At 67.4% G+C, this 25919-nt stretch carries 25 protein-coding genes and 1 pseudogene; 14 read left to right on the top strand and 12 right to left on the bottom strand.

Annotated features, from left to right (window positions below; all coding sequences use genetic code 11):
- Positions 1 to 6 precede the first annotated feature (6 nt).
- Positions 7 to 1515, top strand: coding sequence for a flavin-containing monooxygenase (locus EL337_RS10425; RefSeq protein ID WP_048630910.1), 1509 nt, complete (start codon positions 7 to 9; stop codon positions 1513 to 1515).
- Positions 1516 to 1527: 12 nt separating this feature from the next.
- Positions 1528 to 2475, top strand: a complete 948-nt coding sequence (locus EL337_RS10430; RefSeq protein ID WP_048630524.1) for an alpha/beta hydrolase fold domain-containing protein — start codon at positions 1528 to 1530, stop codon at positions 2473 to 2475.
- Here EL337_RS10430 and EL337_RS10435 read toward each other — a convergent pair.
- Positions 2467 to 2949 carry an SRPBCC family protein gene (locus tag EL337_RS10435; RefSeq protein WP_048630523.1) on the bottom strand — a complete coding sequence of 161 codons (483 nt, stop codon included), beginning with the start codon at positions 2947 to 2949 and terminating at the stop codon, positions 2467 to 2469. The genes EL337_RS10430 and EL337_RS10435 overlap by 9 nt on opposite strands.
- Positions 2950 to 3051: 102 nt before the next feature.
- Here EL337_RS10435 and EL337_RS10440 point away from each other — a divergent pair, with 102 nt between their 5' ends.
- Positions 3052 to 4200: an acyl-CoA dehydrogenase family protein gene (locus EL337_RS10440; RefSeq protein WP_048630522.1), complete on the top strand. Its 1149-nt coding sequence runs from the start codon at positions 3052 to 3054 to the stop codon at positions 4198 to 4200.
- 12 nt (positions 4201 to 4212) lie between these two features.
- Here the strand turns inward: EL337_RS10440 and EL337_RS10445 are convergent, their stop codons facing one another.
- Entirely contained in the window at positions 4213 to 5499 is a 1287-nt protein-coding gene (locus EL337_RS10445; protein WP_126316552.1) for a 13E12 repeat family protein, read from the bottom strand.
- A gap of 40 nt (positions 5500 to 5539) precedes the next feature.
- Here EL337_RS10445 and EL337_RS10450 point away from each other — a divergent pair, with 40 nt between their 5' ends.
- Positions 5540 to 6130, top strand: a complete 591-nt coding sequence (locus tag EL337_RS10450) for a putative immunity protein (protein ID WP_232786698.1) — start codon at positions 5540 to 5542, stop codon at positions 6128 to 6130.
- On the opposite strand, the gene EL337_RS10455 is transcribed toward EL337_RS10450, so the two are convergent.
- A complete protein-coding gene (locus tag EL337_RS10455; protein WP_048630521.1) occupies positions 6114 to 7046 on the bottom strand; it encodes an LLM class flavin-dependent oxidoreductase in 933 nt (310 codons plus the stop codon). The genes EL337_RS10450 and EL337_RS10455 overlap by 17 nt on opposite strands.
- 103 nt (positions 7047 to 7149) lie before the next feature.
- On the opposite strand from EL337_RS10455, the gene EL337_RS10460 reads away from it, so the two are divergent.
- The gene (locus EL337_RS10460; protein WP_048630520.1) at positions 7150 to 8070 is read left to right on the top strand and encodes an LLM class F420-dependent oxidoreductase; all 921 of its coding nucleotides are present in this window, start codon (positions 7150 to 7152) and stop codon (positions 8068 to 8070) included.
- 7 nt (positions 8071 to 8077) lie between these two features.
- On the opposite strand, the gene EL337_RS10465 is transcribed toward EL337_RS10460, so the two are convergent.
- The 5 genes from EL337_RS10465 to EL337_RS10485 form a co-directional block, all read right to left on the bottom strand.
- The gene (locus tag EL337_RS10465) at positions 8078 to 9097 is read right to left on the bottom strand and encodes an NADP-dependent oxidoreductase (RefSeq protein WP_048630519.1); all 1020 of its coding nucleotides are present in this window, start codon (positions 9095 to 9097) and stop codon (positions 8078 to 8080) included.
- 49 nt (positions 9098 to 9146) lie between these two features.
- Complete coding sequence (locus tag EL337_RS10470; protein WP_048630518.1) at positions 9147 to 9941, bottom strand: acyl-CoA thioesterase; 795 nt, start codon at positions 9939 to 9941, stop codon at positions 9147 to 9149.
- A gap of 12 nt (positions 9942 to 9953) precedes the next feature.
- Positions 9954 to 10442: an SRPBCC family protein gene (locus EL337_RS10475; protein WP_048630517.1), complete on the bottom strand. Its 489-nt coding sequence runs from the start codon at positions 10440 to 10442 to the stop codon at positions 9954 to 9956.
- A gap of 16 nt (positions 10443 to 10458) precedes the next feature.
- Positions 10459 to 12300 carry an acyl-CoA dehydrogenase gene (locus EL337_RS10480; RefSeq protein WP_048630516.1) on the bottom strand — a complete coding sequence of 614 codons (1842 nt, stop codon included), beginning with the start codon at positions 12298 to 12300 and terminating at the stop codon, positions 10459 to 10461.
- Positions 12301 to 12404: 104 nt separating this feature from the next.
- Positions 12405 to 13085 (bottom strand): DUF427 domain-containing protein, encoded by a 681-nt coding sequence (locus EL337_RS10485; RefSeq protein WP_048630907.1) that lies wholly within the window; start codon positions 13083 to 13085, stop codon positions 12405 to 12407.
- 262 nt (positions 13086 to 13347) lie between these two features.
- On the opposite strand from EL337_RS10485, the gene EL337_RS10490 reads away from it, so the two are divergent.
- Together EL337_RS10490 and EL337_RS10495 are read left to right on the top strand one after the other, a co-directional pair.
- Positions 13348 to 14778: a WS/DGAT/MGAT family O-acyltransferase gene (locus EL337_RS10490; protein WP_197724219.1), complete on the top strand. Its 1431-nt coding sequence runs from the start codon at positions 13348 to 13350 to the stop codon at positions 14776 to 14778.
- A 147-nt stretch (positions 14779 to 14925) separates the two neighbouring features.
- A complete protein-coding gene (locus EL337_RS10495) occupies positions 14926 to 15501 on the top strand; it encodes a hypothetical protein (protein WP_048630515.1) in 576 nt (191 codons plus the stop codon).
- 5 nt (positions 15502 to 15506) lie between these two features.
- On the opposite strand, the gene EL337_RS10500 is transcribed toward EL337_RS10495, so the two are convergent.
- On the bottom strand, positions 15507 to 15761 hold the full coding sequence (locus EL337_RS10500; RefSeq protein WP_048630514.1) for a DUF2631 domain-containing protein: 255 nt from the start codon (positions 15759 to 15761) through the stop codon (positions 15507 to 15509).
- A gap of 100 nt (positions 15762 to 15861) precedes the next feature.
- Between EL337_RS10500 and EL337_RS10505 the strand changes: the two are divergent.
- Positions 15862 to 16710: pseudogene (locus EL337_RS10505) on the top strand (mycofactocin-coupled SDR family oxidoreductase).
- Here the strand turns inward: EL337_RS10505 and EL337_RS10510 are convergent.
- Positions 16711 to 18045 (bottom strand): cryptochrome/photolyase family protein, encoded by a 1335-nt coding sequence (locus EL337_RS10510; protein WP_048630513.1) that lies wholly within the window; start codon positions 18043 to 18045, stop codon positions 16711 to 16713.
- Positions 18046 to 18177: 132 nt separating this feature from the next.
- On the opposite strand from EL337_RS10510, the gene puuE reads away from it, so the two are divergent.
- Positions 18178 to 19098: an allantoinase PuuE gene (gene puuE, locus EL337_RS10515; RefSeq protein WP_048630512.1), complete on the top strand. Its 921-nt coding sequence runs from the start codon at positions 18178 to 18180 to the stop codon at positions 19096 to 19098.
- Between the two features lie 62 nt (positions 19099 to 19160).
- On the opposite strand, the gene EL337_RS10520 is transcribed toward puuE, so the two are convergent.
- Positions 19161 to 19745, bottom strand: a complete 585-nt coding sequence (locus EL337_RS10520) for a fasciclin domain-containing protein (RefSeq protein ID WP_048630511.1) — start codon at positions 19743 to 19745, stop codon at positions 19161 to 19163.
- A gap of 37 nt (positions 19746 to 19782) precedes the next feature.
- Positions 19783 to 20316 (bottom strand): fasciclin domain-containing protein, encoded by a 534-nt coding sequence (locus EL337_RS10525; RefSeq protein WP_370737122.1) that lies wholly within the window; start codon positions 20314 to 20316, stop codon positions 19783 to 19785.
- 332 nt (positions 20317 to 20648) lie between these two features.
- Here EL337_RS10525 and dxr point away from each other — a divergent pair, with 332 nt between their 5' ends.
- Genes dxr through EL337_RS10550 form a run of 5 tightly spaced genes read left to right on the top strand, consistent with a single transcriptional unit; the run spans position 20649 to position 25838 of the window.
- Positions 20649 to 21839: a 1-deoxy-D-xylulose-5-phosphate reductoisomerase gene (dxr, locus tag EL337_RS10530; protein WP_048630509.1), complete on the top strand. Its 1191-nt coding sequence runs from the start codon at positions 20649 to 20651 to the stop codon at positions 21837 to 21839.
- A complete protein-coding gene (locus EL337_RS10535; protein WP_048630508.1) occupies positions 21836 to 23071 on the top strand; it encodes a M50 family metallopeptidase in 1236 nt (411 codons plus the stop codon). Before dxr ends, EL337_RS10535 begins: the two co-directional genes overlap by 4 nt.
- A 38-nt stretch (positions 23072 to 23109) precedes the next feature.
- Complete coding sequence (gene ispG / locus EL337_RS10540; protein ID WP_048630905.1) at positions 23110 to 24243, top strand: flavodoxin-dependent (E)-4-hydroxy-3-methylbut-2-enyl-diphosphate synthase; 1134 nt, start codon at positions 23110 to 23112, stop codon at positions 24241 to 24243.
- 59 nt (positions 24244 to 24302) lie between these two features.
- Positions 24303 to 25157: a GNAT family N-acetyltransferase gene (locus EL337_RS10545; protein WP_048630507.1), complete on the top strand. Its 855-nt coding sequence runs from the start codon at positions 24303 to 24305 to the stop codon at positions 25155 to 25157.
- 27 nt (positions 25158 to 25184) lie between these two features.
- Positions 25185 to 25838, top strand: a complete 654-nt coding sequence (locus EL337_RS10550; RefSeq protein WP_048630506.1) for a GNAT family N-acetyltransferase — start codon at positions 25185 to 25187, stop codon at positions 25836 to 25838.
- Positions 25839 to 25919 lie beyond the last annotated feature (81 nt).

The raw sequence follows: 25919 nt of genomic DNA on the forward strand, positions 1-25919 counted from the left end.
ACGTTCATGGCGAAGACCTTCTCGGTGGGAATCATCGGCGCCGGCCCCGGCGGGCTTGCGCTCGGAATATTCCTGCGCAAAGCGGGATTCGATGACATCACGATCTTTGATCGGGAGGACGGGGTCGGCGGCACCTGGCGGATCAACACCTATCCGGGCCTGGCCTGCGATGTGAAGTCCCATCTCTACTCGTATTCCTTCGACTTGAACGCGCACTGGTCGCGGCTGTGGTCCGGCCAGCCGGAGATCCTGGAGTACTTCGAGCGATGCGCGCGGCGTTACCGACTGCAGCAGAACCTGCGGGTGAACACCGAGATCGTCGCGGCGCACTGGCATTCCGAAACGCGGACCTGGTCCCTGACCACCTCCACCGGAGAAGTCCAGAACTTCGACATCGTCGTGTCGGCGGTCGGACTGTTCACGCAGCCGAAGATGCCCGACCTGGTCGAGGAGGAGCCGTTCACCGGGACCGTCATGCACACCGCCCGATGGGATCACTCGGTGAATCTGCGCGACGCCCGGGTCGCGGTGCTCGGAACGGGATCGACTGCGGCGCAGTTGGTTCCCGAGGTGGCCAGGCAGGCCGCCGAGGTGTACTCGGTACAGCGCTCACCCACCTGGGTGTTGCCGAAGCCGGATCGCGAGTACAGCGAACGGGAGAAGTGGGTGTTCGCCCACATTCCGCTGGCCAAGAAGATCTACCGCACGCGGCTGTGGCTGCGCAGCGAGTCCAACATCTCCGTCATCGAGAACGGCAGCGACAAGACAGAGGAGTTCAAAAGTGTTGCACTGCGGGCACTCGAGGCCGCCGTCACCGACGACGACCTGCGCACCAGGCTGACACCCACCCATCCGTTCGGCTGCAAGCGGCTGGTGTTCGCCACCGACTATCTGCAGGCCTTGACCCAGCCGCACGTCCGGGTGGTCTCGAGCCCGGCACGCGCGCTGCGCTCGCGGTCCCTGATCACCGAGGACGGAACCGAACTCGACGTCGACGTGGTGGTGTGCGCGACCGGATACGCAGCAGCGGATTACCTGGGCCAGATCGAGGTGCGCGGAACTCACGGGACGCTGCTGAGCGACACCTGGCGCGACGGCGCTTTCGCCTACCTGGGGATGTCGGTGCCCGGCTACCCCAACTTCTTCATGCTGTACGGACCCAACACCAACGTGGGGTCGAACAGCGTGATCTTCATGCTCGAAGCCCAGGCGCACTACCTCGTGCGCGCGCTGCGGTATATGCGCCGCAGGAACAAGTCCTCCATCGAGGTGCGCTCACGGGTGATGACACGCTTCCTCGACACGATCGACACGTGGATGCAAGGTACGGTCTGGCTCACCCGGTGCAGCAACTACTTTCGCGCCGCCAACGGCCGGGTGGTCACGCAGTGGCCGCGCAGCGCGCGGGCGTTCTGGGGTCTCACGCGATGGTTCCGCCCGGGCGACTACATTTTCGACGCACCGCAGGAGCCCTCACCGATACACGTCGAGGCCCAGACCGCGGCGAAGCGGTAGGCCGCTGTGACCATGCCGATTCCACCGTTCCCGCGGGACATCATCGAGCGCCTCGACCCGGCGTTGCGTCACCTCGCCGATGCGCGTACCGATCTGTCCCCACCTGTCCTCGGTGCTGTGCGCGACGCGTTGAACCAGCGCCGGGCCGAGACCGCGAGGTTTGCCGACACCGTCGGCGTGGAGATCGAGCAGCGCGACGTACCGGTCCCGGCCGGGCATCACCTCACGGTCCGGATCTACCGGGGCGGGCCACCTCCGTCGCCGGCAGTCATCTATTGCCACTCAGGGGCTTTCGTACTGGGGAACCTGGACACCGACCACCGGCAGTGCGTCGAGCTGGCGCGGCGCGGGCGCTGCACCGTGCTCGCCATGGATTACCGCCTCGCCCCGGAACACCCGTTTCCGGCGGCGCTGGACGATGCTGCGGCCGTTCTGGACTGGGTGGCGCGCAGCGCCGCCGAACTGGGGGTCGCCGCAGAGTCCATCGCGGTCGCGGGCAGCAGCGCCGGCGCTGCGCTGGCTGCCCGGCTGGCGCAACGTGCGGCGGTGGGCGTCGCCCCGCCCGTCGTGCTTGCACTGCTACACCAGCCGGTACTCGACGACAGGCCGACACCGTCGAAGGAAGAGTTCACCGCGACACCAGGTTTCGACGGCCCGGCCGTGCGGTGGATGTGGCGTCATTACGGCGCAGGTGCTGCGCTACCCGAAGACGCGGTGCCTGCGCGGACCGACGAACTGTCCTGTCTGCCGGCCACCGTGATCACCTGTTCCGAGCTGGACCCACTGCGGGACGAAGCGATCGACTACGCGCTGCGGCTGATGTGGGCCGGGGTCACCACCGAACTCCACGTCTTCGCCGGCACCTGCCACGGGTTCGATTCACTGGCGCCGGAATGGGAGGTCAGCGCGCAGCTGTTCGGCATCCAGGGTGCGGCGCTGCGCAGAGCGTTCCTACGCTGAGTCCTCGTTCGCCAGTTCTCGCGCGATCGCGTCGTGGTAGCGGTCGATGTTGGCTGGGTTGACGGTACGGAAGAAGCCGTCGGGCAGCGGCGAGTCCTTGAAGGCCTCGACGGTCATCGTTCGGCTGAAGAGGGTGATGCCCTGGCCGGGCTCGGTGAACTTGTACTGCACGGTGATGCGCCCCGGCATGCCGCCGTTCCCGTCGCGGTCGTGGCCGAGGTTGCCCACCGAATTGAACATCCAGAGCTTGGGCCGCATCGCGATCGCCAGATGCCAGGTGAATATGCGGTCTCCGTCGGGACCGGTCTCGGTCCAGGTGTCACCGACCTCCAGCGGCAACTTCGCCGGGACCTGGCCGACGTGCGCGCTGCCCGGGTACGTCTTGGGCCAGTTGGCCGGGTTGGTCACGAAGTCATAGATCTGCTCGGGGGACTGGGTGAAGGCTGTCTCCGACGTCGTCGTCACGATTCCCACGCTGTGCGCCCTTCTCCGCTTCTTTACAAAGTCCCGTCATAATGTCACGCTGCGTGGTGGGTGGCCAAGGAGATGGCGGAGTAAGGGACGGGAGCTGTCACGATGAACTTCTCCGAAGTCGAACTGTCCGAGAATGACCGGGCTTTCCGCGATGAGCTGCGTGCGTTTTTGTCATCGGTGGTCACTGACGATGTCATCCAGCGCGACCGGGAGACCGGCGACAACTTCGACGAGGCGGTCCACCTGGCGCTCGGTGCCGCCGGCTACCTGGAACGTGATTGGCGCACAGAGGCCGACGGGGGATTCACCGCCGTGCAGCGCCGTATCTGGGAACTCGAAATCGGCCGGGCGCACACCCCGTGGTTCCACTGGGGCACCACGGCGATGGTCGCCACCGCGGTCGATCAGTTCGGCTCGGAGCAGCTGAAGGACGAGGTGCTGGGCAAGGTGCTGTCGGGCCACTATCGGCTGTGCCTCGGCTACACCGAACCCGAGGGCGGGTCCGACATCGCCACCTGCAAGACGCGGGCGGTGCGTGACGGTGACGGCTGGATCATCAACGGCTCCAAGATGTTTACCTCCAATGCCCATCACGCCCAGTACGTGTATCTGATCACCAACTCCGACCCGGATGCGCCCAAGCATCAGAGCCTGACCATGTTCCTCGTCCCGCTCGACTCGCCCGGTGTCGCGATCCAGCCGATCCGCACGGTGGACGGTGATCGCACCAACATCACGTTCTACAGCGATGTCCGCATCGACGACCGGTACCGCGTCGGACCGGTGAACGGGGGATGGGGGGTGCTGCGAGAGGCGCTCGACGCCGAACATGGGACGGTGGAGCGTGACGACAGCGGTCTGCACAAGATCGCGGTCATGACCGAGCATGCGCTGCTGCTCGCCGACGAGGTCGACCGGACTGCGGGTTCCGTTGCGGGTCGCCTCGACGACGGATCGGTGGCCTATCGCCTCGGCCGCAGCATCGCCCGTGTGGAGGCGGCGATGAGTACTACCGAGATGTTCGGCCGGGTGGCGATCGCGCAGACGCTGCGGGACATCACCCCGGACCTGATGGACATCGCAGGCGCCTCATCGGCCGTTCCGTCGGGACTCGGCGCCGAGTACCTGTTCCGGCTGGCCTCGCCCATGGGTATCTACGCCGGCACCCTCGATGTCTTCCGCAACATGATCGCTCAGCACGCGTTGGGCCTTGGCAAGCCGAACTATTCGCCGCCCACCACGCGCACGTAGGCGGCGGCAGCGTCAAGCGGCGCGTGGTTCGAAGGTGACCAGGTCGATGCTGAATTGGTCTTCGATGATGCTGCGGCGGATGATGCGGGTGCCTGGTGGTGGTGGGGCGATGGAGTGGTAGACCGCGTGGGTGGGGGTTCGAAATTCGGCGGTGTGTTCGCCGTTGCGGTCGGTGGTGGTGACTGTCCAGTCGGGGGCTTCTTTGGTGTAGTTGCAGGCTTGGCACATGCCGAGTCCGTTGAGGGCGGTGGTGGGTCCGCCGTGGCGGTCGGGGGTGGCGTGGTCGTGGTGGCGGATGGGGGCGTTGCAGAACGGGGTGCGGCAGGTTTGGTCGCGCAGCCCGATGAACATCGCGAGGCCCTTCGGGAAGATCCGGGCGCGGGATTCCATCGCGACCAGTTGTCCGGATTTGGGGTGGCGGTAGAGGCGGCGCAGGGTGGCTTTGGCGTTCTTGTCTGCCACTGCATCAGCGAGTAGGTGGTGGATCACGGGTGCGGGGACGGGGCCGTAGCCCTGGAGGTAGCCGGGGCAGTCGTCCCCGCCGAACAGGGTGGTGTCGGCCATGACCAGGTTCAGGCTTACGTCCACCGGTTCGGTGACCGCGCGGCCGGTGATGCGTTCGCAGGCGGTGTCGGCCATGATCTGGTTCCGTGAGCGGCCGTCACCGGTGGTGTCGGCGTGGCGTGTGAGTGCGGCGTAGGCGCTGACACCTTGGGATAGGGGTAGCAGCAGGCTGAGGTAGACCATGCCGTCGGCGGCGGGCCGGATGGTGACGCAGCGGTCCTGCTCGGCCTTGGTGTTGCGTTCCACCACCGCGGCGACATCGAGGCGGGCGGCGATCTTCTTGGCCTCGGCGGTCACCCGGTTGGTGCCCCAGTGGTCGAACTTCGCGGTGTCGGCACACAGTTCGGCGTCAAGTTGCCGACGATGTTCCACGCTCAGGCACGCCGATTCCCGCACGATCAGGGTGGCCCGCCACTCCGAGAGGGCCCCGCACTCCAGGGCGGCCAGCGTGTACGGCATCTCCTGGACCAACGCCCGTGCGAACCCGAGATGCTGATTGCCCTTCACCGGGGCATCCCGGCGCGCCAACGCGATCTCCGAGGCGAGCCCTTTACCCCGGCGGCGGGCGGGCACCCCCGCCGCCTGCTCGGCCTCGCGGCGCTTCGCGGCCCAGAGTGCGGTGGCCCGGGCCTGCGCCGCGGCCGCGGCGGACTTGAGTCGTTCGCAGCGCTCGACGACGGCCCGCAGCTCGGCCTGCGAGGCACCCTCATCGATGTCGAACATACTTTCGAACACGACACCGACAGTACTTCCGCCCACCGACAAGTAATGTCAGATGGGTGGTCCCGGCTGCATCGTCGAGCAGGAAATGTGGAGCGTGACAGGAGACTTCGAGGTGACGATGGCCGAACTGCGCGTCGTTGCCCGCTTCGTGGCTGAGGCCGCCGAGGATGTACTCCCTGTCTTCGAGCGTGCGAATCTCGACGACCCGCGCCCGCGAGCGGCTGTCGCTGCCGCTTGGCTGTTCGTCGAGGGCGCGCCGAGAACCAGGCTGCAGCGGGTCACGTCGCTGGACGCTCACCGAGCAGCGAGCGAAGCTTCGACTGAAGCGTCACGTCTGGCCGCGCAGGCCGCCGGCGATGCCGCCTCCGCTGCCTATCTCCACCCGATCGCCAGCGCTCGTCAGGTCGGACACATTCTGCGTGCTGCCGCGAATGCGATACGAATATCCGAGATCTCGGCCGATTCGACTGGCGCCGCCGCCACACAAACATTCGAGAGAACGCGACGCCGCGCCACGCCGGAATTGGTCGATGTTCTCCGGCGCTACCCTCGGGTGCCAGGCGGCAGGAGCCGCGTCGCGCAGCTGATGATGGCGCTCGATGATGCCTTGCGTGCGCCGGGCGCGCTCAGAGCCGCGGAATGACCTCCGAGGCGAGCAGCTGGACCGTCTGATCCGAGCACCGGTCGTGGGTGAAGAGCACGATCTGGCCGAAGCCCGACGCGACCAGGCCGCGCAGTCTTTCGGCCACCACCTCCGGGGTGCCGATCAAATCGGTGTCGTGCAGTCCGAAACCTGGTCCACCGAAGCGCTTTTCGGCGAGCGACCGGACTGACGGCAACGACTGTTCGTCGGGCGCAAGCGCCATGACAGCCTCGATCGAGAGCACGATGCTCTGCGGGTCTCGGCCGACGTCGTCACAGATCGCGCGCAGTGCGGCGATCTTCTCGGTGATCTGCCCCAGGGCATAGGTGGGCACGTTCCAGACATCGGCGTACCGCGCCACCAGGGGCAGCGTGAAGTTTTCCCCGACGCCGCCGACCACGATCGGTGGCCGTGGCGACTGAACCGGCCCCGGCGTGACCGGCATGTCGGAGACGGCGAAATGCCTGCCCGCGAAGTCGATACGCCCGTCGTCGAACGCCTGGCGCAGGATCTCCAGTGTCTCACCGAGTTGTTCCGAGCGTTCCGCGAACGTCCCCCACGGCAGGCCCGCGCGACGATGCTCGTCTTCGATGGACCCGCTACCCAGGCCCAGCGACAGCCGTCCGCCGGAGATCTGGTCCAACGTTGTCGCCATCTTGGCCAGCGTGACCGGGTGCCGAAACTGGTTGCACAGCACCATGTGCCCGACCCGGAGCCGCTCGGTGCGGCTCAGCAGCGCGGTGGCCAGCGTCCACGCCTCCAGCGACGGGTAGTCCGGCATGCCCGGCCCGTACAGGTGGTCGTACAGCCACAGCGAGTCGATCCCGAGCTCCTCGCAGCGACGGGCCCGGTGAAGGACGTCCTCGAATGAGAAGCCCATCTGCGGCAGATAGACACCGATCTCCGGCCTGGTCATGCACTCCCCGTCCGCCCGCTGTACATTCCGCAGTCTGCATGGTAACCACATTCTCAACAACGGAGAAGGTTGTTACCGATGCGGGACCGAGGAGGATCGAACAGTGCGGTTCGCCATCACCCATCCGATGCACAGCCACCCCTACAACCCGGAGATGGTGACGGGTTCGGGCATTGCGCAGGTGGCGATTGCCGCCGAGAGGGCGGGCTTTGACGGCCTCGGCTTCACTGATCACCCGGCACCGACCCAGCGCTGGCTGGATGCGGGAGGCCACGACGCGCTCGACCCCTTCGTCGCGATGGGGTTCGCCGCCGCCCACACCACCACACTTCGACTCATCCCGAACATCGTGGTGCTGCCGTACCGCAACCCGTTCATCGTCGCCAAGGCGGGTGCCACGCTGGACCTGATATCGCAGGGCCGCTTCACCCTCGCGGTCGGCGTCGGCTACCTCAAGCGCGAATTCGCGGCGCTCGGTGTGGATTTCGACGACCGCGCCGCGTTGTTCGAGGAGTCGCTGCACGTGATCCGCGACATCTGGACCACCGATGACCTCACGGTCGAGGGCACCCACTTCACCGCCACCGGCATCACCGCGCACCCCAGGCCGGTCAGCAGGCCGCATCCGCCGATCTGGGTCGGCGGCAACACCGCGGCGGCCCGGTCTCGAGTGGCGAAGTACGCGCAGGGATGGTGCCCGTTCCGCGCCCCCGCGGCGCTCGCCCAGACCGCCCGCACGGCGGCGCTGGAGACCACCGAACATCTCAAAGCCGGCGTCGAGGATCTGCGGCGCCGCCTCGACGACGCCGGCCGGGACCCGGGCGAGATCGACGTCACGTTCACCAACGACGCCGGCGGCAGTCCCGGCGCCGCCGGTTTCAACGCCGACGCGTTCCTCGCCGGAGCGGCAGAGCTCGAACGTGCCGGCGTCACCTGGATTCAGGTGACGGTGCCGGGCGACAGCCTCGCGCACGCGGTGGACACGATCCACAGCTTCGGCCGCGACGTCATCGCGCAACAGTGAACGGGGGTCACGAGCCGGCGAGCCTCACCAGCGTCTTGCCGATGTTCGCCCCGGTGAAGAGCCCGTTGAGGGCATCCACGCACGACTCGATGCCGTCGGAGATGTGCTCGCGATGGGTCAGCAGGCCCTGTTCCTCCCAACCGCGCAGCGCGGCGAACGCCTCGTCGAATCGCCCCCACTCGTCGAGTGCGTTGAACCCTTGCATCAGAGCGGTTTTGGCGAGCAGGTTGACGTAGTTCGCGGGGCCTGGATGCTCGCCGGTGAGATAGCTGGAGATCACCCCGCACAGCACGACGCGCGCCTTGTGCGCGAGTCTGCCCAGTACCGCGTCCAGAATCGGTCCGCCGACGTTGTCGAAGTAGACGTTGACGCCCTGCGGGCAGTGCTTCTTCAGAGCGGCGGGCACATCGTCGTTGCGGTAGTCGATGCATGCGTCGAAACCGAAGTCCTGCACGACTGCCCGGCATTTGTCCGCGCCGCCCGCAATGCCCACCACCCGGGCTCCCGCGATCTTGGCGATCTGGCCCGCCACCGAACCGGTCGCCCCGCCTGCCGCAGACACGACGACGGTCTCACCCGGTTGCGGGCGACCGATGCCGGTCATTCCGAAGTAGGCGGTGGCGCCCGTCGGGCCGTAGATCGACATGACGGCCAGCTGGTCGACCTGCTCGGCGGGCCCCGGTACCGGGGTGGTGAACAGGTCGTCGCGGACGATCGTGTACTCCTGGAAGCCGGTCAGCGTCGTCACGATGTCCCCGACAGCGTAAGCATCGCAACGCGTTTCGATGACCTCGCCGATTCCGGCGGCACGGATGACCTCACCGAGTTGTACCGGTGGCAGGTAACCGGGCTGGTCGTCCAGCCACGTCCGCACGGCGGCGTCCATGCCGACGTACGTCGTGCGGACCAGTGCTTCGCCCTCGGCGGGTTCGGGGGCGGGCGCCGTGACGAGTTCGGTGTCGCCGGGGGCGACCAACCCCTCGGGACGGCGGCGCAGCAAGATCTGGCGGTTCGTCAGCGTCGACACGAGCCAAGAACCTACCGAAGGCGGACCGCTGCCGGACGCGGTTCCGGCACTACACGCGCCACAGCGCCTCCTGTGTTGTGGTGGCTATCAGCGCGCCGCCGGCGTCGTAGAGCGAGCCGTGCACTAGTCCGCGGGAGTCTCCGACGTTGAGCGGATGCACCTCATACCGGTGCCAGTCGTGCGGCACGAACGGCCGGTGGAACCACACCGAATGGTCCAGGCTCGCCGCGTAACCGGTGTCCGGATCCAGCGGCACGCCGCTGGGTCGCGCCACCGGGACCGGACCGAAGTCGGACATGAACGTCAGTGTGCAGGCGCGGGTCAGCGGATCGTCCTCGATCTCGGCCCGCGTGCGGATCCAGAACGGCGGCACCGCGAATACGGAGTCGTCGTCGGCCGTGGTGCGGATCTCGAAACGATCGGCGTACTCGATGTCGGGTTCCTTGGCGCGGGCCTCGGCCAAAGACACCGACGGCGCGTGTGGCGGGTGCTCGTCGGGCCCGGGCTCCGGGGCGTGGAATGACGCGATCATCTCCAGGATCACCGCACCCTCCTGGACGGCGGTGACCCGGCGGGTGTCGAACGACCGACCGTCGCGGGTGCGTTCGACGTGTACCTCCACGTCGACGTGATAGCGCCCGCCGCGCACGAAGTACAGGTGCAACGACTGAGGCAGCTTGTGGGGCTCGACGGTGGCACCCGCGGCGGCAAGCGACTGCGCAGCGATGAGGCCGCCGAACAATCGCGGTCCCGGGCCCGCGCCGGGCTGCGACGTGACGAAGGTGTCGCCGCGGCGCTCGAACTGCAGGAGCTGCGCGATCCAGCTCACGTCGACACCTGTCATCAGGTGCTGACCCTATCGGCTGGCGAAGTACTTCTCCCCGTCGGCGGCCGCTCGGCCGAAGGCGGCCTTCAACGCCGGAGCGAGCACTTTGAACGGCAGCTTCAGCGGGCCGACAGGTTCGATGGCCACCAGCCAGGTGAACCGCGTTCCAGCACCCTCGGGCTCGACGCGGTAGTCCTCGGCGAACCTGCGGAACAGGGGAGCGTTGGCCTCGGTGGCGTGAAAGGCGTACCCCGAACCGTCGGTCCAGTCGAAGAAACGCTCGCGAACCTTGATCGGGCCGGTGCTGACTTCCCGGGTCGTGCCCGCCCCGAACGGGCGCGGGGACGTCCACGTCAGCGACGTCACCGTCTTACCCCAGGCCGCGAGCGACTCGTCGGACTGCAGCGAGTCCCAGACCTGCTCGGGGGTGGCGTCGAAGTGCTTGACGTACCGGAACACGTACGGTGCCGACGCGAAGAATCCGGCGTCGGCGGGCTTGAGGGCGAACCAGCGGGCCATGGGACGCAAGCTTGACCTAAAACGCCTCCTCGGGCAACGCCATCAGATCATCGGCTTCGATGTCGTCGACGATCCGGCGCACGGCGCTGAGCTGAGGCAGCATGTTGGCGGCGAAAAACGCGGCGGTCGCGATCTTGCCCTCGTAGAACGGGGTGTCCTGCGCGCTGTGCTCGGCTTCCAGCGCAACCTGGGCCACCTGCGCCTGCTCCAGCAGGCGCCACCCGATCAGCAGGTCACCGACGGCGAGCAGCACCCGGACGGACACCAGGCCGACCTTGTAGATCTCGGTCGGGTGTTCGGAGGCGGCCATCAGGTAGCCCGTGGCGGCCGCCATCATCGCCTGCACGTCGTCGAGGGCGGCGGCCAGCTGCATCGCCTGTGGCTTGAGTCGCGCATCGCAGGATTCGATCGTGCGCGTGATCGCGGTGGCGACGTGGGCCAACGCCTCTCCCCGGTCCCTGACAACCTTGCGGAAGAAGAAGTCCAGCGACTGGATCGCCGTGGTGCCCTCATAGAGCGAGTCGATCTTCGAGTCGCGGATGTACTGCTCGATCGGATAGTCCTGGAGGAAGCCCGAACCGCCCAGCGTCTGCAGTGATTCGGTGAGGACCTCGTAGGCTCGCTCGGAGCCCACCCCCTTGACCACGGGGAGCAGCAGGTCGTCGACGCGGTGGGCCATCGACGGATCGGCGCCCGAAACATGTTCTGCGACATCGTTGTTCTGATGGGCGGCGGCATACATGTACAGCGCGCGCAGCCCCTCGGAGTACGCCTTCTGGGTCAGCAGGCTGCGGCGGACGTCGGGGTGGTGCAGGATCGTCACCCTCGGTGCCGACTTGTCGGTCATCTGGGTCAGGTCCGAGCCCTGCACCCGGTCCTTGGCATAGGCCAACGCGTTGAGGTAGCCGGTCGACAACGTGCCTGCGGACTTGACGCCGATCGTCATCCGGGCGTGCTCGATGACGGTGAACATCTGGGCGATGCCGTTGTGGACGTCGCCCACCAGGTACCCGACCGCGGGCCTGCCGTGCGCGCCGAAGGTCAGTTCGCAGGTGGGGGAGGACTTGAGCCCCATCTTGTGCTCCAGGCCGGTGGCGAAGACCCCGTTGCGCTCGCCGAGTTCGAAGGTCTCGGGATCGAACAGGTACTTGGGGACGTAGAACAGGCTCAGCCCCTTGGTGCCCGCGCCGGCGCCCTCGGGCCGGGCCAGCACCAGGTGGAAGATGTTCTCGGCGGTGTCGCCGACGTCGCCGCCGGAGATGAATCGCTTCACGCCCTCGATATGCCAGGTGCCGTCGGGCTGGCCGATCGCCTTGGCACGTCCGGCGCCGACGTCGGATCCTGCGTCGGCCTCGGTCAGCACCATCGTCGCCGCCCACCCGCGCTCCAGGCCCTTGGCGGCCCACACCTTCTGCTGCTCGGTCCCTTCCACGGCCAGTGCGTGCGCCATCGCCGGGCCCAGCGCGTGGAAGAAAGCCACCGCCGGGTTGGCGCAGAGGATCATCTCGCCGATCGCCCAGGTCAGCGCGGCCGGTGCCGGGACCCCTCCGATCTCCTCGGCGATGCCGAGCCGCCACCACTCGGCGTCCTTGACCGCCGCCACGGTGCGCTTGATCTCGTCGGACACCGAGATGGAGTGCGTCGCGGGATCGAACACGGGGGGATTGCGGTCGGCGTCGGCGAACGAGGCGGCCACAGGACCCTCGGACAGCCGGGCCACCTCGTCGAGCATGGTGCGTGCGGTGCCGGAATCGAGGTCGCCGTATCCACCGGCGTCCAACACGGTGTCCAGGCGCAGCACCTCGAAGAGGTTGAACGCGATATCCCGGACATTGGCGATGTAGTGACCGTTACCCATGACCGCAGTGTGGCGGCCCAGCAAACACATACGCAACCGTAACCAGGGCAAACCTACGGTGACGCAACCGTAGGGAGCGAGGTCGCTGCGCTATGTGACATGCATCACATGTGGCCGGGAATCTCGGCCTGCACGGTCACCTTGGTCTCGTCGAAGCTCAGGAGCCCGGTGATGGGCCGGCTCTCGGGCATCGGATCCTCGTAGCTCCAAGCGGCATCCGCGATCGATTCGTCGCCGGCCACCACATCCCAGTAGGTGGCGTAGCCCTTGTAGTTGCAGTAACTCGACGTCGACGAACGACGCAGCACATCGGCGCGAACCGCGGCCGGGTCGACGTACAGACGGGGCCGCAGCGAGGTTTCGAACACGATCACGGTGTCGACGGTGTCCACCAGGGTGATGCCCGCGGCCGTCACGCGCAGCGCCCGCGTCGTGGTCCGGCAGTCCACCCGGTGATACGGATTGGGCGGGTAGTGCACCAGGCGTCGCCCCTCCTCGAACCACGCGTCGGCGGCCGCCCACGACACCACGACGTATCCGGGCGCTTCAGGAACCGGCGTCCCCGGCAGATCGCCCACCTCGTCGGCGGCGAACGCATAGCTCAGCGCTTCGCCCCGGCGGTGCACCATCAATGCACCTTCGGTGTCGAGCACCGTGCGACCGTCGACGACGGCCTGGATTCGCCGCGGGTGCGGCTCGATGTAGACGAGGTCACCTGCCACCGGCGGGCTGAGGCGACCCGCACGGTCACGGCCGAGGGGGCCGGTCCCCGCCACCAGGCTCATCGAAACCTCGCGGTGGCAACGGAATTCGAGCGCGTCATCGCATCCTCGGGTTGTCGTCTCCTGCATCGGAATCGTTGCGTACGAGTGTTACAAAGCGCTTGCCGATTGTCACGTCCGGGGGCGTTCCAACGGCGCGTCCCGAATTGAGATTCTGCTAACACCGCGTGTCAGATCGCCCGATAGCCGCCCCGCGATCGGCGAAGACCGCTGAAATGGGTATGACACAGACCGAATGTGTCGGCGACAGACGGGGTGGTGGCGGGTGAGGCGACTCAACGGCGTGGACGCGATGATGCTCTACAGCGAGACGCCGGAGATCCACATGCACACCCTGAAGATCGGCGTGCTCGACGTGTCGAACGTCGAGGGATACGACTTCGAGTTGTTCCGCCGGGCCGCGCTTCCCCGGTTGCACGCTCTGGCTCCACTGCGCTACCAGCTCGTCGACATTCCGTGGAAGTTCCATCACCCGATGTGGGTGCAGAACGCCGAGATCGACGTCGACTATCACATCCGCCGGGCTCGCGTCGCCCCGCCGGGAGGTCGCCGCGAACTCGACCAGCTGATCGGTGAGATCGCAGGCACCCCGCTGGACCGCAACCACCCGCTGTGGGAGATGTACATCGCAGAAGGGCTGGCGGACAATCGGATTGCGGTCATCCACAAGGTGCATCACGTACTCGCCGACGGAATGGCGTCGGCGAACCAGCTCGCGCGGGCGATTCAGCCGCACGAGCCGGAGATCGGCGGGCAGCTCGAGCAGCTGTCCACCGACTCGAAGGCACCCGGCTACCTTCTCAGGGCCGCGGGGCGCGACCACCTGAGGCAACTGCGCCGACTACCGGGCCTGATGAACGAGACCGTGACCGGCGTCTCGCGAGTGCGCAGGAAGGCCAGGGAGCGCGGGCCGAATCCGGACATCGCGCGCAACTTCGCCCCACCGCCGAGTTTCCTCAACCATGTGGTCACGCCGGGACGCCGCTTCGCGACAGCGCCGTTGGCGTTGTCGGATGTCAAAGAGACCGCCAAGCATCTCGGCGTCACGCTCAACGACATCGTGCTGGCCACCGCCGCGGGTGCGCTGCGCCGACTTGCGCTGCAGTACGACAAGAAGGCCGATGCGCCGCTGATCGCCGGGGTGCCGGTGAGCGTCAACACGTCGCGGGAGCGTCTGGTCGGCAACGAATTCACCTACATGACACCGTCGTTGCCCATACATATCGAGGACCCCCTGGAACGGGTGAAACTGACCGCGACCTCCACGGCGATCGCCAAGGAGAACCACAATCTGCTCGGCCCGACGTTGTTGCCGTCCTGGCTGACCTTCCTGCCGCCCGCGACGACGCCACGGATCTTCCGGATGCAGGCGCGCCGCGTCGAATCGGCGATGGTCATGAACCTGACGGTGTCCAACGTGCCCGGGCCGCGGGAACGCGGTTTCGTCGAGGGTGCGGTCGTCGACGAGATCTACTCGGTCGGACCGATCGTGGCAGGCAGTGGCATGAACATCACGGTGTGGAGCTATGTCGATCAGCTCTCCATCTCGGTACTTACCGACGACCGCACTCTCAAAGACCCGCACGAGGCCACCGACGCGCTGCTGACCTCCTTCGTCGAGATCCGCCAGGCCGCGGGTTTGTCCAGGGATTTGACACCCGTCGAAACGGCCATGCCGGTGGCGCAGGCACTCTAGCGATGGAACCCGTTGCTCGCCGCGGGGTTTCGTGACGTGACGAGTGCGTGGGATTCGACGGAGGGTAAACAGAGGCTTTACAGATCGGCTCTGTAGTGTCACGCTGTCTGGGGCGCCACCCGACGGCGCCGAAGGGTGGCTCGGAAGATGGCGTCGCGACGGTACAACCAGGTCGGCGAGGTTCGTGAGCTGGAACTGTGTGCGGACGGTGCGGAGCTGCCGGGCTACCGCGTCGTCGTCGCGGCTGCCTCGGTCGGCCCCATCGTCGCGGCAGCCGGAGGCTTCCTCTGTGACCGCGCGCGGGAGGGCTGGACCGTCAGCGTTCTGCTCGCCGGGTCCTGCGATGTGCGGCCGCTGGCCATCCTCGGAGTGTCCGACCACCGGGTGGTCGACGAGCGCGAGGACCTGGGATCGATCATCAGCGGGTTACCGCGAGAGACCACTGTCATGATCGGTGCGGATCTCCTCGGCGCTGACGCGCGCGCCCGTGATGGCCTGGGAGAGTTCGCGCAGTCCGCATATGGCGCGGTCAGGGTCTGGGGCCGGCCGCCGGAGGCCGAAATCGGTACCGGCCTGGAGCCGGACCCGTACGAGCTGAGCCCCGCAGCCATCGCGTTCAAGACCCACGCGCTGCGTGCGGCGGGGACTGCGGGCATGGTCGAGCCTGTGGAGGCGCTGTATCGGGTTCGCCCCGACACGTATCGCCGGTTCTATACGGTGTAGCGGCCCTACCTGGTGTCGCGGTTGCGGCTGGTGTAGACGCTGCGCGCGACGACGCCGAACAACACGAGCGCGAACCCGATCAGGAAGAGGTCCTCGACCTTGCCGGAGTGGTTGCCGTGCATCATGGCCAGAAGGAACAGCGCGGCGAGCGTTCCGCCGATCTGGAAGCCCTTGAGGCTGCCCGTCGACCAGCCCCACTCGGCCGACGGCACTTCCTCGACGTCGACACCACTGCGTCGTTCCACCTCGGTGCTTGCCACGGCTGCTCCTCCGGTCGGGCGGCATCTGTTGCGGTCATTCTGACACAGGCCTACTACGCGCCGCCGTAGAGCTTCCGGTTGCGCACTAGGCTGGCCGGTCATGACACCGCAGGAGCGCGTCGGCCTTCTCCAGGACAAGGTCGCGTTCATCACCGGCGCCGCGCGCGGGCAGGGACGCGCTCATGCGGTCCGATTCGCAGAAGAGGGCGCCGACGTCATCGCCGTCGACCTGTGCGAGCAGATTGACAGTGTGGCCTACCCGATGTCGACACCGGAGGACCTCGACGAAACCGTGCGGCTGGTGGAGAAGACCGGCCGCCGGATCGTCGCTGAGCGCGGCGACGTCCGGGACCGTGAGCGGCTCCAGCAGATCGTGGCGAAGGGGCTCGACGAGTTCGGGCACATCGACTTCGTCATCGCCAATGCCGGCATCCTGCCCGCCGCCGGTGCGCAGGGGCGCGAGATCTCCGCCTTCACCGACGCGATCGCCGTGATGCTCAGCGGCGTCTAATTCACCATCGACGCAGCGCTGCCTGCGCTGCTACGCAACCCCGACGGTGGCGCGATCGTGATCACCAGCTCGGCGGCCGGCTTCACCTCCGTCAGTACAGAATTCGGCACCATGAGTCATGGCGCTGCCGGCTACACCGCCGCCAAGCACGGCGTGATCGGCGTCATGCGGCACTTCGCCCGCTCGCTCGCCGAGAAGAACATCCGGGTCAACTCGGTGCATCCCGGCGGCGTCGCGACCCCCATGGTGCTCAACCAGGCGATGGCGGACTGGGCCGGCGAGCATCCGTCGTTCAGCACCGCGCAGCAGCCACTGCTGCAGCTGCCGATGATGGAGCCCGACGACGTCAGTGCGGCGATGATCTACCTCTGTGGCCCCGGGGGCAGGTACGTCACCGGGGTGGCGCTGCCCCTCGACGCGGGCCAGACGCTGAAGTAGTCAGAGGGCGCCGTACCGGCGCAGGGCTTCGGCGCGCTCCTGGCCGTGGTCGACGATCGGTTCCGGGTAGTCGCTCGGCCTGGTGCTCTCGAGCTTGTGCACGTCGTCGGTGTCGGCGAGCTCAGAGACCCACCGCCGGATGTAGTCACCGGACGGGTCGAATTTCTTGCCCTGCGTCGTCGGATTGAACACCCGGAAGTACGGCGCCGCGTCGGTGCCGCAGCCGGCGGCCCACTGCCAGCCGTGCTGATTGTTGGCCATGTCGCCGTCGACGAGCTGGTCGAGGAACCAGCGCGCACCCCATTGCCACGGCAGGTGCAGATCCTTGACCAGGAAGGACGCGACGATCATCCGTACCCGGTTGTGCATGAACCCGGTTTCGGCGAGTTGGCGCATGCCCGCGTCGACGATGGGAAAGCCCGTCTTGCCCGCCTTCCACGCCTCGAAGGCCTTCTCGGCCTCCGGGCCGTCGTCGACCTCGATGGCGTCGAAGGACTTGTTCCAGTTCCACCATGTGCTGTCGGGCCACTCGTGCACCACCGAGGCGTAGAAGTCGCGGAACGCCAGCTCCCTCAGGTAGGCCTGCGCTCCCTTACCCCGGCCCAGATCGGCAGCCATGGTGCGGGGATGGATGGTTCCGAACTTCAGGTGCGCCGACATCCTGCTGGTGGCCGCCAGGTCGGGGCGGTTGCGGTCATCGTCGTAACCGTCAACTCCGTCGCCGAGGAACTTCTTCCACTGCTGTCGGGCCGCCCGTTCACCCGCGGGCAGCTCCAGCTCCACGCCTGCGTCAGGGATGTCGACGACGGCGGGCCCGCCGGTCACGTCGCCGGGGTCGATCCAGCGTGCGGACTTCTTTCCGGAGTCCGCCGGCTTGCGCCACCCGTGCTTGCGCCACGCGTCATAGAACGGGGTGAACACCTTGTACGGAGTGCCGTCACCCTTGGTGACCCGGCCGGGGGACACCAGATACGGCGATCCCGTCGCGATCAGTTCGACGTCGCCCAGGGCGTCGCGCACCTCGTCGTCGCGGCGCCTGCCGAACGGCGTGTGGTCCTCCGACACATGGACCGACGTCGCGTCCACCGCCTTCACGAGCGCGGGGATGCGGGTCTTCGGGTCGCCCCGGGTGACCAGCAGCCGGCCGTCCAGGCTTTCGTGCAGGTCACGCAGCGCGTCATAAAGGTATTGCAGGCGCCGTGCCCCGGAGGAGGACTTCAACCGGGGATCGAGCACGTAACAGGCGATGACGTCCCCGTCGCTCTCGGCGGCGGCCTGCAGGGCGGGCAGATCCGCAAGCCGGAGATCACGGCGGAACCACAACACAGCGGGCATGGCCTTGATGCTGCCCCGAAACTCCGACAGAGAAACTCCGAGTCGGCGATTCTGACAAAAGGGTTAGACCTGAGCGCCCACGGGGCAGCGTTGGGAGAGCGCCGACCCGGGACGTGCTGCCAGAATGCCAGCATGACCACCGGGCTCGGCGACGACTATCCGCGGGACATGGTCGGCTACGGCCAACACCCGCCAGACCCCCGCTGGCCCGGTGGCGCGAAGATCGCCGTCCAGTTCGTCCTCAACTACGAGGAGGGCGCCGAGAACAGTGTGCTGCACGGCGACCCGGCCTCGGAAACCTTCCTCTCGGAAATCATTGGTGCCCAACCTTTTCCGAATCGACACATGAGCATGGAGTCGCTCTACGAGTACGGGTCGCGAGCCGGGCTGTGGCGGGTACTGAGGGTGTTCGACCGGCGCGGCCTGCCGCTGACGGTCTTCGGGGTCGCGATGGCGCTGGCGCGCAACCCCGAGGCGGTCGCGGCGTTCCAGCGGCGCGGCGACGAAATCGCCTGCCACGGATTGCGCTGGATCAGTTACCAACTCGTCGAACCGCAGGTCGAGCGCGCACACCTCGCCGAGGCGGTGCAGTTGATGACCGAGCTCACCGGGCATGCTCCGCAAGGCTGGTACACCGGCCGTGACTCGCCGCAGACGCGGCAGCTGGTCGTGGAGCACGGCGGCTTCCTCTACGACTCCGACTCCTACGCCGACGACCTCCCGTACTGGACCCGGGTCGATGACACCGACCACCTGGTGGTGCCCTACACGTTGGACACCAACGACATGCGGTTCGCCGTCGCGGGCGGATTTCCCAGCGGTGACGAGTTCTTCACCCATCTGCGGGACGCGTTCGACGTGCTCTACGCGGAGGGGGCGTCGGGTTCACCGAAGATGTTGTCGATCGGGCTGCACTGCCGGATCGCCGGCCGGCCCGCCCGCACCGCCGCTTTGGAGCGCTTCCTCGACCACGTCCAATCCCACGATGACGTGTGGATCGCGCGCCGCGTCGACATCGCCAGGCACTGGATCGAACACTTCCCTGTGTCCTGAAACGAGAATCCTCCGCACCACCCGGCGGGTGCGGAGGATCCTCAGCTTCGCTGCGGTACCGGTTACATCGCCGGCGGCATCAGCACGGTGTCGATGAGATACACCGTCGCGTTGGCCGTCTGGACGCCACCGCAGACCACCGACGCGTTGTTGACCATCAGGTGGTCCGGCGCCCCGGTGACGTTCAGCGTCGCGCCCTGCACCGTCGCATGCTCACCGACGACCTGCTCCGGCGCAGCCTGACCCGGCACCACGTGGTAGGTCAGGATGTTCGTCAGCAGGTCGGTGTCGGTCTTGAGGGTCTCGACCGTCGCGGGATCGAGTTTGGCGAACGCCTCGTCGGTGGGGGCGAACACGGTGAACTCGGCCCCGTTGAGCGTATCGACGAGGTTGACGTTCGGGTTGAGTTGTCCGGACACGGCTTTCGTGAGCGTGGTCAGCATCGGGTTGCTGGCCGCAGCAGTGGCCACCGGCGCCATCGCCATGCCCTGCACCGATCCGGGGCCTTCCGGCACCTGCTGGACATAAGCCGCACAGCCCGGTCCGAGGGGGGCTGCCGCGGCCGTGGTGGCCGTGCCCAGCGACAGGCCGACGGCGGCGGTCACCGCGAAGCCTGCACCGAGTAGCGCCCGTGTGTTGACAGTCATGATCGTTGTCCTTTCTGAAGGAATGGTGTCGGAGGCTTTAGTTGGCCGGCGGCATCAAGACGGTGTCGATCATGTAGACGGTGGCGTTGGCGGTCTTGACTCCACCGCACACCAGGCCCGCGTCGTTGACCTTGAGGTCGTTGCCCGCGCCGGTGACGGTGAGGGGAGCGCCCTGCACGGTGACGTGCTCGCCGGCCACTGCATCAGGAGCCGCCTGGCCCGGAACCACGTGGTAGGTCAGGATGCTTGTCAGCAGATCGGAGTCGGTCTTGAGGGTCTCCAGCGTGGCCGCGTCGATCTTGGCGAAAGCGTCGTTGGTCGGTGCGAACACCGTGAACTCGGCGCCGTTGAGCGTGTCGACGAGGTTGACGTTCGGGTTGAGCTGACCGGACAGCGCCTGGGTCAGGGTCGAGAGCATGGGGTTGTTCGATGCGGCGACCGTCACGGGGTCGGCCGCCATGCCCGCCACGGAACCGGGGCCCTCGGGGACCTGCTCGGCATAGGCAGCACACCCGGTGCCGATGAGGTTGGCGGCGGGATCCGCGCTGGGCGCGGCAGACGAGGTGGTCATCTCGCTGGTCGCGGACTCCACTGCCGACTCGGCCGCGCTGGTGGCTGACGATGCGGTGCTCGACGCCTCTTCGCTCGAACACGCTGCCACGCCGAAGATGGCAACCGCAGCCAATCCTGCTGCAGCGGCTTTCCTACGGTGAACAATCATCATTTCCTCATCCCTTCGCGTGCGGACACCGTTGCCCGCCTCATCTGGCTCACGGGTAATTCCCAGCTGCGGGTCTCTCGGATGGGTTCGAGGGGTGTTCGTCACACTCGTGTAACACTTTCGCGTCCCGCTCGGCGCGGCCGCATGGCGGCGATCGCGGCGCTGCGCGGCACAATGGGGCGGTGAGCGAAAGCGGCGCGCGGGTGCGCGTACTGATCCTGGGCAGCACCGGGTCGATCGGCACCCAGGCACTCGAGGTCATCGCCGCGAATCCGGATCGTTTCGAGGTGGTCGGGCTCGCCGCGGGCGGGGGAAACCCCGATCTGCTGGCCAGGCAGCGTTCCGAGACCGGGGTGACGAACGTCGCGGTCGCCGATGCGGCCGCGGCCGCATCGATGGGTGACGTCACCTACACCGGACCGGATGCGGTCACCCATCTCGTGGAGAACACCGACGCCGACGTCGTCCTCAACGCCCTTGTCGGTGCGCTCGGCCTCAAGCCGACGCTCGCTGCGCTGGCCACCGGCTCACGGCTGGCGCTGGCCAACAAGGAGTCTCTGGTGGCCGGCGGGCCGCTGGTACAGAAGGCCGCCTCGCCGGGACAGATCGTGCCTGTCGACTCCGAGCATTCCGCGCTCGCGCAGTGCCTGCGCGGCGGCACCGCAGACGAGGTGGCCAAGCTGGTGCTCACCGCGTCCGGTGGACCGTTCCGCGGCTGGTCCGCCGACCGGCTCACCGATGTCACCCCCGAGCAGGCCGGCACGCATCCCACCTGGTCGATGGGGCCGATGAACACGTTGAACTCGGCCTCCCTGGTCAACAAGGGCCTTGAGCTGATCGAGACGCACCTGCTCTTCGGGGTCGATTACGACCGAATAGAGGTAGTGGTCCATCCGCAGTCGATCGTGCACTCGATGGTGACCTTCACCGACGGATCGACGCTCGCCCAGGCCAGTCCGCCCGACATGAAGCTGCCGATCGCGCTGGCGCTGGGCTGGCCGGCCCGGGTGGCCGGTGCCGCGCTGGCATGCGATTTCACCACCGCCTCCCGATGGGACTTCGAGCCGCTGGATGACGACGTCTTCCCGGCCGTTGCGCTGGCCCGCGAGGCCGGTAAGGGCGGCGGCTGCCTGACCGCGGTGTACAACGCCGCCAACGAAGAAGCGGCCGAGGCGTTCCTGGCGGGCAGGATCCGGTTCCCGGCGATCGTGCGCACCGTCGCCCACGTGCTGCGCGCTGCCGACCAGTGGGCCGCGGAACCAGCTACCGTGGACGACGTACTCGACGCACAAGACTGGGCCCGTGACCGGGCGCGGAGCGCAGTCGAGCGGGAACCCGCAGGTAGCAGAAGTAAGGACTGGGCCGCCAGATGATGTATGTACTTGGCGTCACGCTGTTCGCACTGGCCATCCTGGTGTCAGTGGCGCTGCACGAGTGCGGCCACATGTGGGTGGCCCGCGCCACGGGTATGAAGGTGCGCCGCTACTTCGTCGGCTTCGGTCCGACGCTGTGGTCCACGTGGCGGCCCAACAAGCTGGGCCAGACCGAGTACGGCATCAAGGCAGTTCCGCTGGGTGGTTTCTGCGACATCGCGGGCATGACCGCAGTGGAAGAGCTGGCCCCCGAGGACCAGCGGTACGCGATGTACAAGCAGAAGACCTGGAAGCGCGTCGCGGTGCTGCTCGCCGGGCCCGGAATGAACTTCATCATCGGCCTCGTCCTCATCTACGCGATCGCGATCATCTGGGGCCTGCCCAATCTGAAAGCCCCGACCACCGCCGTCGTCGGCGAGACCTCGTGCATCAAATCCGAGGTGGCTCAAGGCGAACTCGGTGACTGTGTCGCCGCCAGCCCGGCGGCCGCGGCAGGGGTGCAGCCCGGCGATGTCATCCTCAAGGTCGGCGACACCGAGGTGCCGACCTTCGATGCGCTGGTCGAAGCGGTGCGGCAACAGAACGGTCCGACCGAATTGACCGTGCAGCGCGACGAGAACGGAGCGCTGCGGGAGTTCACCACCACGGTCGACGTCACGCCCAGCCAGCGCTTCGTCGCAGGCGATGACGGGCAGGCGGTCCCCGCCGACGTCGGAAGTATCGGCGTGACGGCCGCGCAGTTCGGTCCGACGCGGTACAACGCGTTCACCGCGGTGCCGGGCACGTTCGTGTTCACCGGCGATCTCGCCGTCGAGCTCGGCAAGGCCATCGTCAAGATCCCGAGCAAGATGGGTGCACTGGTGAACTCCATCACCGGCGGTGAGCGCGACCCCGAGACCCCGATCAGCGTCGTCGGTGCGTCCAGGATCGGCGGTGAAACCGTCGAGCACGGCATCTGGGTCGCGTTCTGGTTCTTCCTGGCGCAGCTCAACTTCGTTCTCGGCGCGGTCAACCTGATTCCGCTGCTGCCGCTCGACGGCGGGCACATCGCGATCGCGTTGTACGAGAAGGTGCGCAATAAGATGCGAGAGGTGCGCGGCAAAGTGGCCGCGGCGCCGGTGAACTACCTCAGGCTGATGCCCCTCACCTATGTCGTGATCATCGTGATGGTGGGCTTCACGCTGCTGACCGTGACTGCCGACGTGGTCAACCCGATCACGTTATTCCAGTAGGAGACTTCGTCGTGACGACCGCAAATGTGAGCCTGGGGATCCCTGTTCCGCCACCCCCCACGCTGGCACCCCGCCGCAAGACGCGCCAACTCATGGTCGGCGACGTCGGCGTCGGCAGTGACCACCCCATCGCGGTGCAGTCGATGTGCACCACCAAGACCCACGACATCAACGCGACACTGCAACAGATCGCCGAGCTGACAGCGTCGGGATGCGACATCGTCCGCGTGGCCTGTCCGCGGCAGGAGGACGCCGACGCGCTACCGGCGATCGCGAAGAAGGCGAACATCCCGGTGATCGCCGACATCCACTTTCAGCCGAAGTACATCTTCGCGGCGATCGACGCGGGCTGTGCCGCGGTGCGTGTGAACCCCGGCAATATCAAGGAGTTCGACGGCCGGGTCAAGGAGGTCGCCAAGGCGGCCGGCGCCGCGGGCATCCCGATCCGGATCGGCGTCAACGCCGGTTCGCTGGATCCGCGGTTGCTCAAGAAGTACGGCAAGGCCACCCCGGAGGCGCTCGTCGAGTCCGCGCTGTGGGAGGCCTCGCTGTTCGAGGAGCACGGCTTCGGCGACATCAAGATCAGCGTGAAGCACAACGACCCGGTCATCATGGTGGCCGCCTACGAGCTGCTGGCGTCCAAGTGCGACTACCCCCTGCACCTCGGCGTCACCGAGGCCGGGCCGGCGTTCCAGGGCACCATCAAGTCGGCCGTCGCGTTCGGGGCGTTGCTGTCCAAGGGCATCGGCGACACCATCCGCGTGTCGCTGTCCGCGCCGCCGGTCGAGGAGATCAAGGTCGGCAACCAGATCCTGGAGTCGCTGAACCTTCGGCCCCGCGGTCTGGAGATCGTGTCGTGCCCGTCCTGCGGACGTGCCCAGGTCGACGTGTACACGCTGGCCAACGAGGTGACCGCCGGGCTCGAAGGCATGGACGTGCCGCTGCGTGTCGCGGTCATGGGCTGCGTCGTCAACGGCCCCGGCGAGGCCCGCGAGGCCGACCTCGGTGTGGCGTCGGGCAACGGCAAGGGACAGATCTTCGTCAAGGGCGAGGTCATCAAGACGGTGCCGGAGGCGATGATCGTCGAGACCCTGATCGAAGAGGCGCTGCGAATCGCCGAAGAGCGGGGTTCTGATGATGCTGCAGGTTCGCCCGTTGTGACCGTAAGCTGAGACCCAGGCTCCAGGGGGTGGGGCCCGCCTGTTCAGGGTCCGTCGCAGAAAGAGTCCAGATGTCGGCTCCTCCGCTTTTTCGGCTCGTCGACGAGCGAAGAGTGTCGGTGGTCCGCGACATCCTCGCCGTCCGGCAGGTCCTCGACGAGGACCCGGTCGCGTCGTGCATGGTCGCCTCCCGGGTCGCCGAACACGGCATCGAGCCGTCGGCGATCGGCGGGGAACTGTGGACTCGCCGGCGTGCAGGAGAATCGCTGTGCTTCGCCGGCGCCAACCTCATTCCGTTGCGGGGCACTCCCGGTGATCTAAACGCGTTCGCGGACAAGGCAATGAGTAGTGCGCGCCGATGCTCGTCGCTGGTCGGCCGCGCGGAACTGGTGCTGCCGATGTGGCAGCGGCTGGAGCCGGTGTGGGGGCCGGCGCGCGACGTGCGGGCCCATCAACCGTTGATGGCGTTGAACACCGCGCCGCACTGTCCGCTCGACCCCGGCGTGCGTCCGGTCCGCATCGAGGAGCTCGACGCCTACCTGGTTGCGGCCATCGACATGTTCATCGGCGAGGTCGGCATCGACCCGCGCCTCGGAGACGGCGGACGGGGCTACCGCAGGCGGGTCGCCGGCCTGATCACCGCGGGCCGAGCCTGGGCCAGGTTCGAGCGCGGCGAGGTGGTGTTCAAGGCCGAGGTGGGTTCCCAGTCCCCGGCAGTCGGCCAGATCCAGGGCGTGTGGGTGCGTCCGGATCAGCGCGGTCGCGGCATCGGAACGGCAGGGACCGCCGCCGTCGCCGCGGCCATCGTAGGCAGCGGGCGGATCGCCAGCCTGTACGTCAACAGCTTCAATACCGTCGCGCGCGCGACGTACGCGCGCATCGGGTTCGCCGAGATCGCGTCGTTTGCGACCGTACTGCTCGACTGATCGAACGCTGCGCATACTCTCCTGAATATGAACGAGCAGGATGCGCAGAGTCGCGAGATGGCGGCAGCGCTCGTCCACGCCATGGAGCGCCGACACGAAGTGCTCGACGCTGTGGTCGCCTCCGACGACTACGACGCCGCGATCGAATCGCTCGCAGCGCTGCTCGACACCTCGGCTGCTGCCGCGGAAGCCGTCCTGCGGCTGTCGTTCGACCGGCTCACCAAGGTGTCCAGACGCCGGATTGCCGCCCAACTGGAGAACCTCCCCACCCAGACGTTCACCGGGACCGAGCAGACCCCGGGTTCGGCCCGCCGGCTGATGCTGCGGCCGTTCAGCGCCGACGAGGACCGGGACATCTTCGCCGCACGCACCGCTGACATGCGTTCGGCGGGCGACGGCACGGCCGCGCCCGCTGGTGATATCGGCGACGAGATCCGCGGTGCCGTCGCCCGTGTCGCGGCCGAGGAAGCCGCCTGGCTGGTCGCCGAGGTCGGGTCGGCCAAGGTCGGGATGGTGTTCGGCGAGCTCACCGACGGCGAAGTCGGGGTGCGGATCTGGGTCCATCCCGATCACCGCAAGCAGGGCTACGGCACGGCGGCGTTGCGCGCGTCGCGGTCGGAGATGGCAGCCTATTTCCCGGCGGTGCCGCTGGTGGTGCGGGCACCCGCCGCCGGTTCCTGACGCGTTCTCAGCCGCTGGGCGCAATCTCGGCGTGACTGCGGTGCGCCTACGCCGAAATCGGATCGTTACTTCTTAACATCT

The organism is Mycolicibacterium aurum (assembly GCF_900637195.1).
Lineage (GTDB): Bacteria > Actinomycetota > Actinomycetes > Mycobacteriales > Mycobacteriaceae > Mycobacterium > Mycobacterium aurum.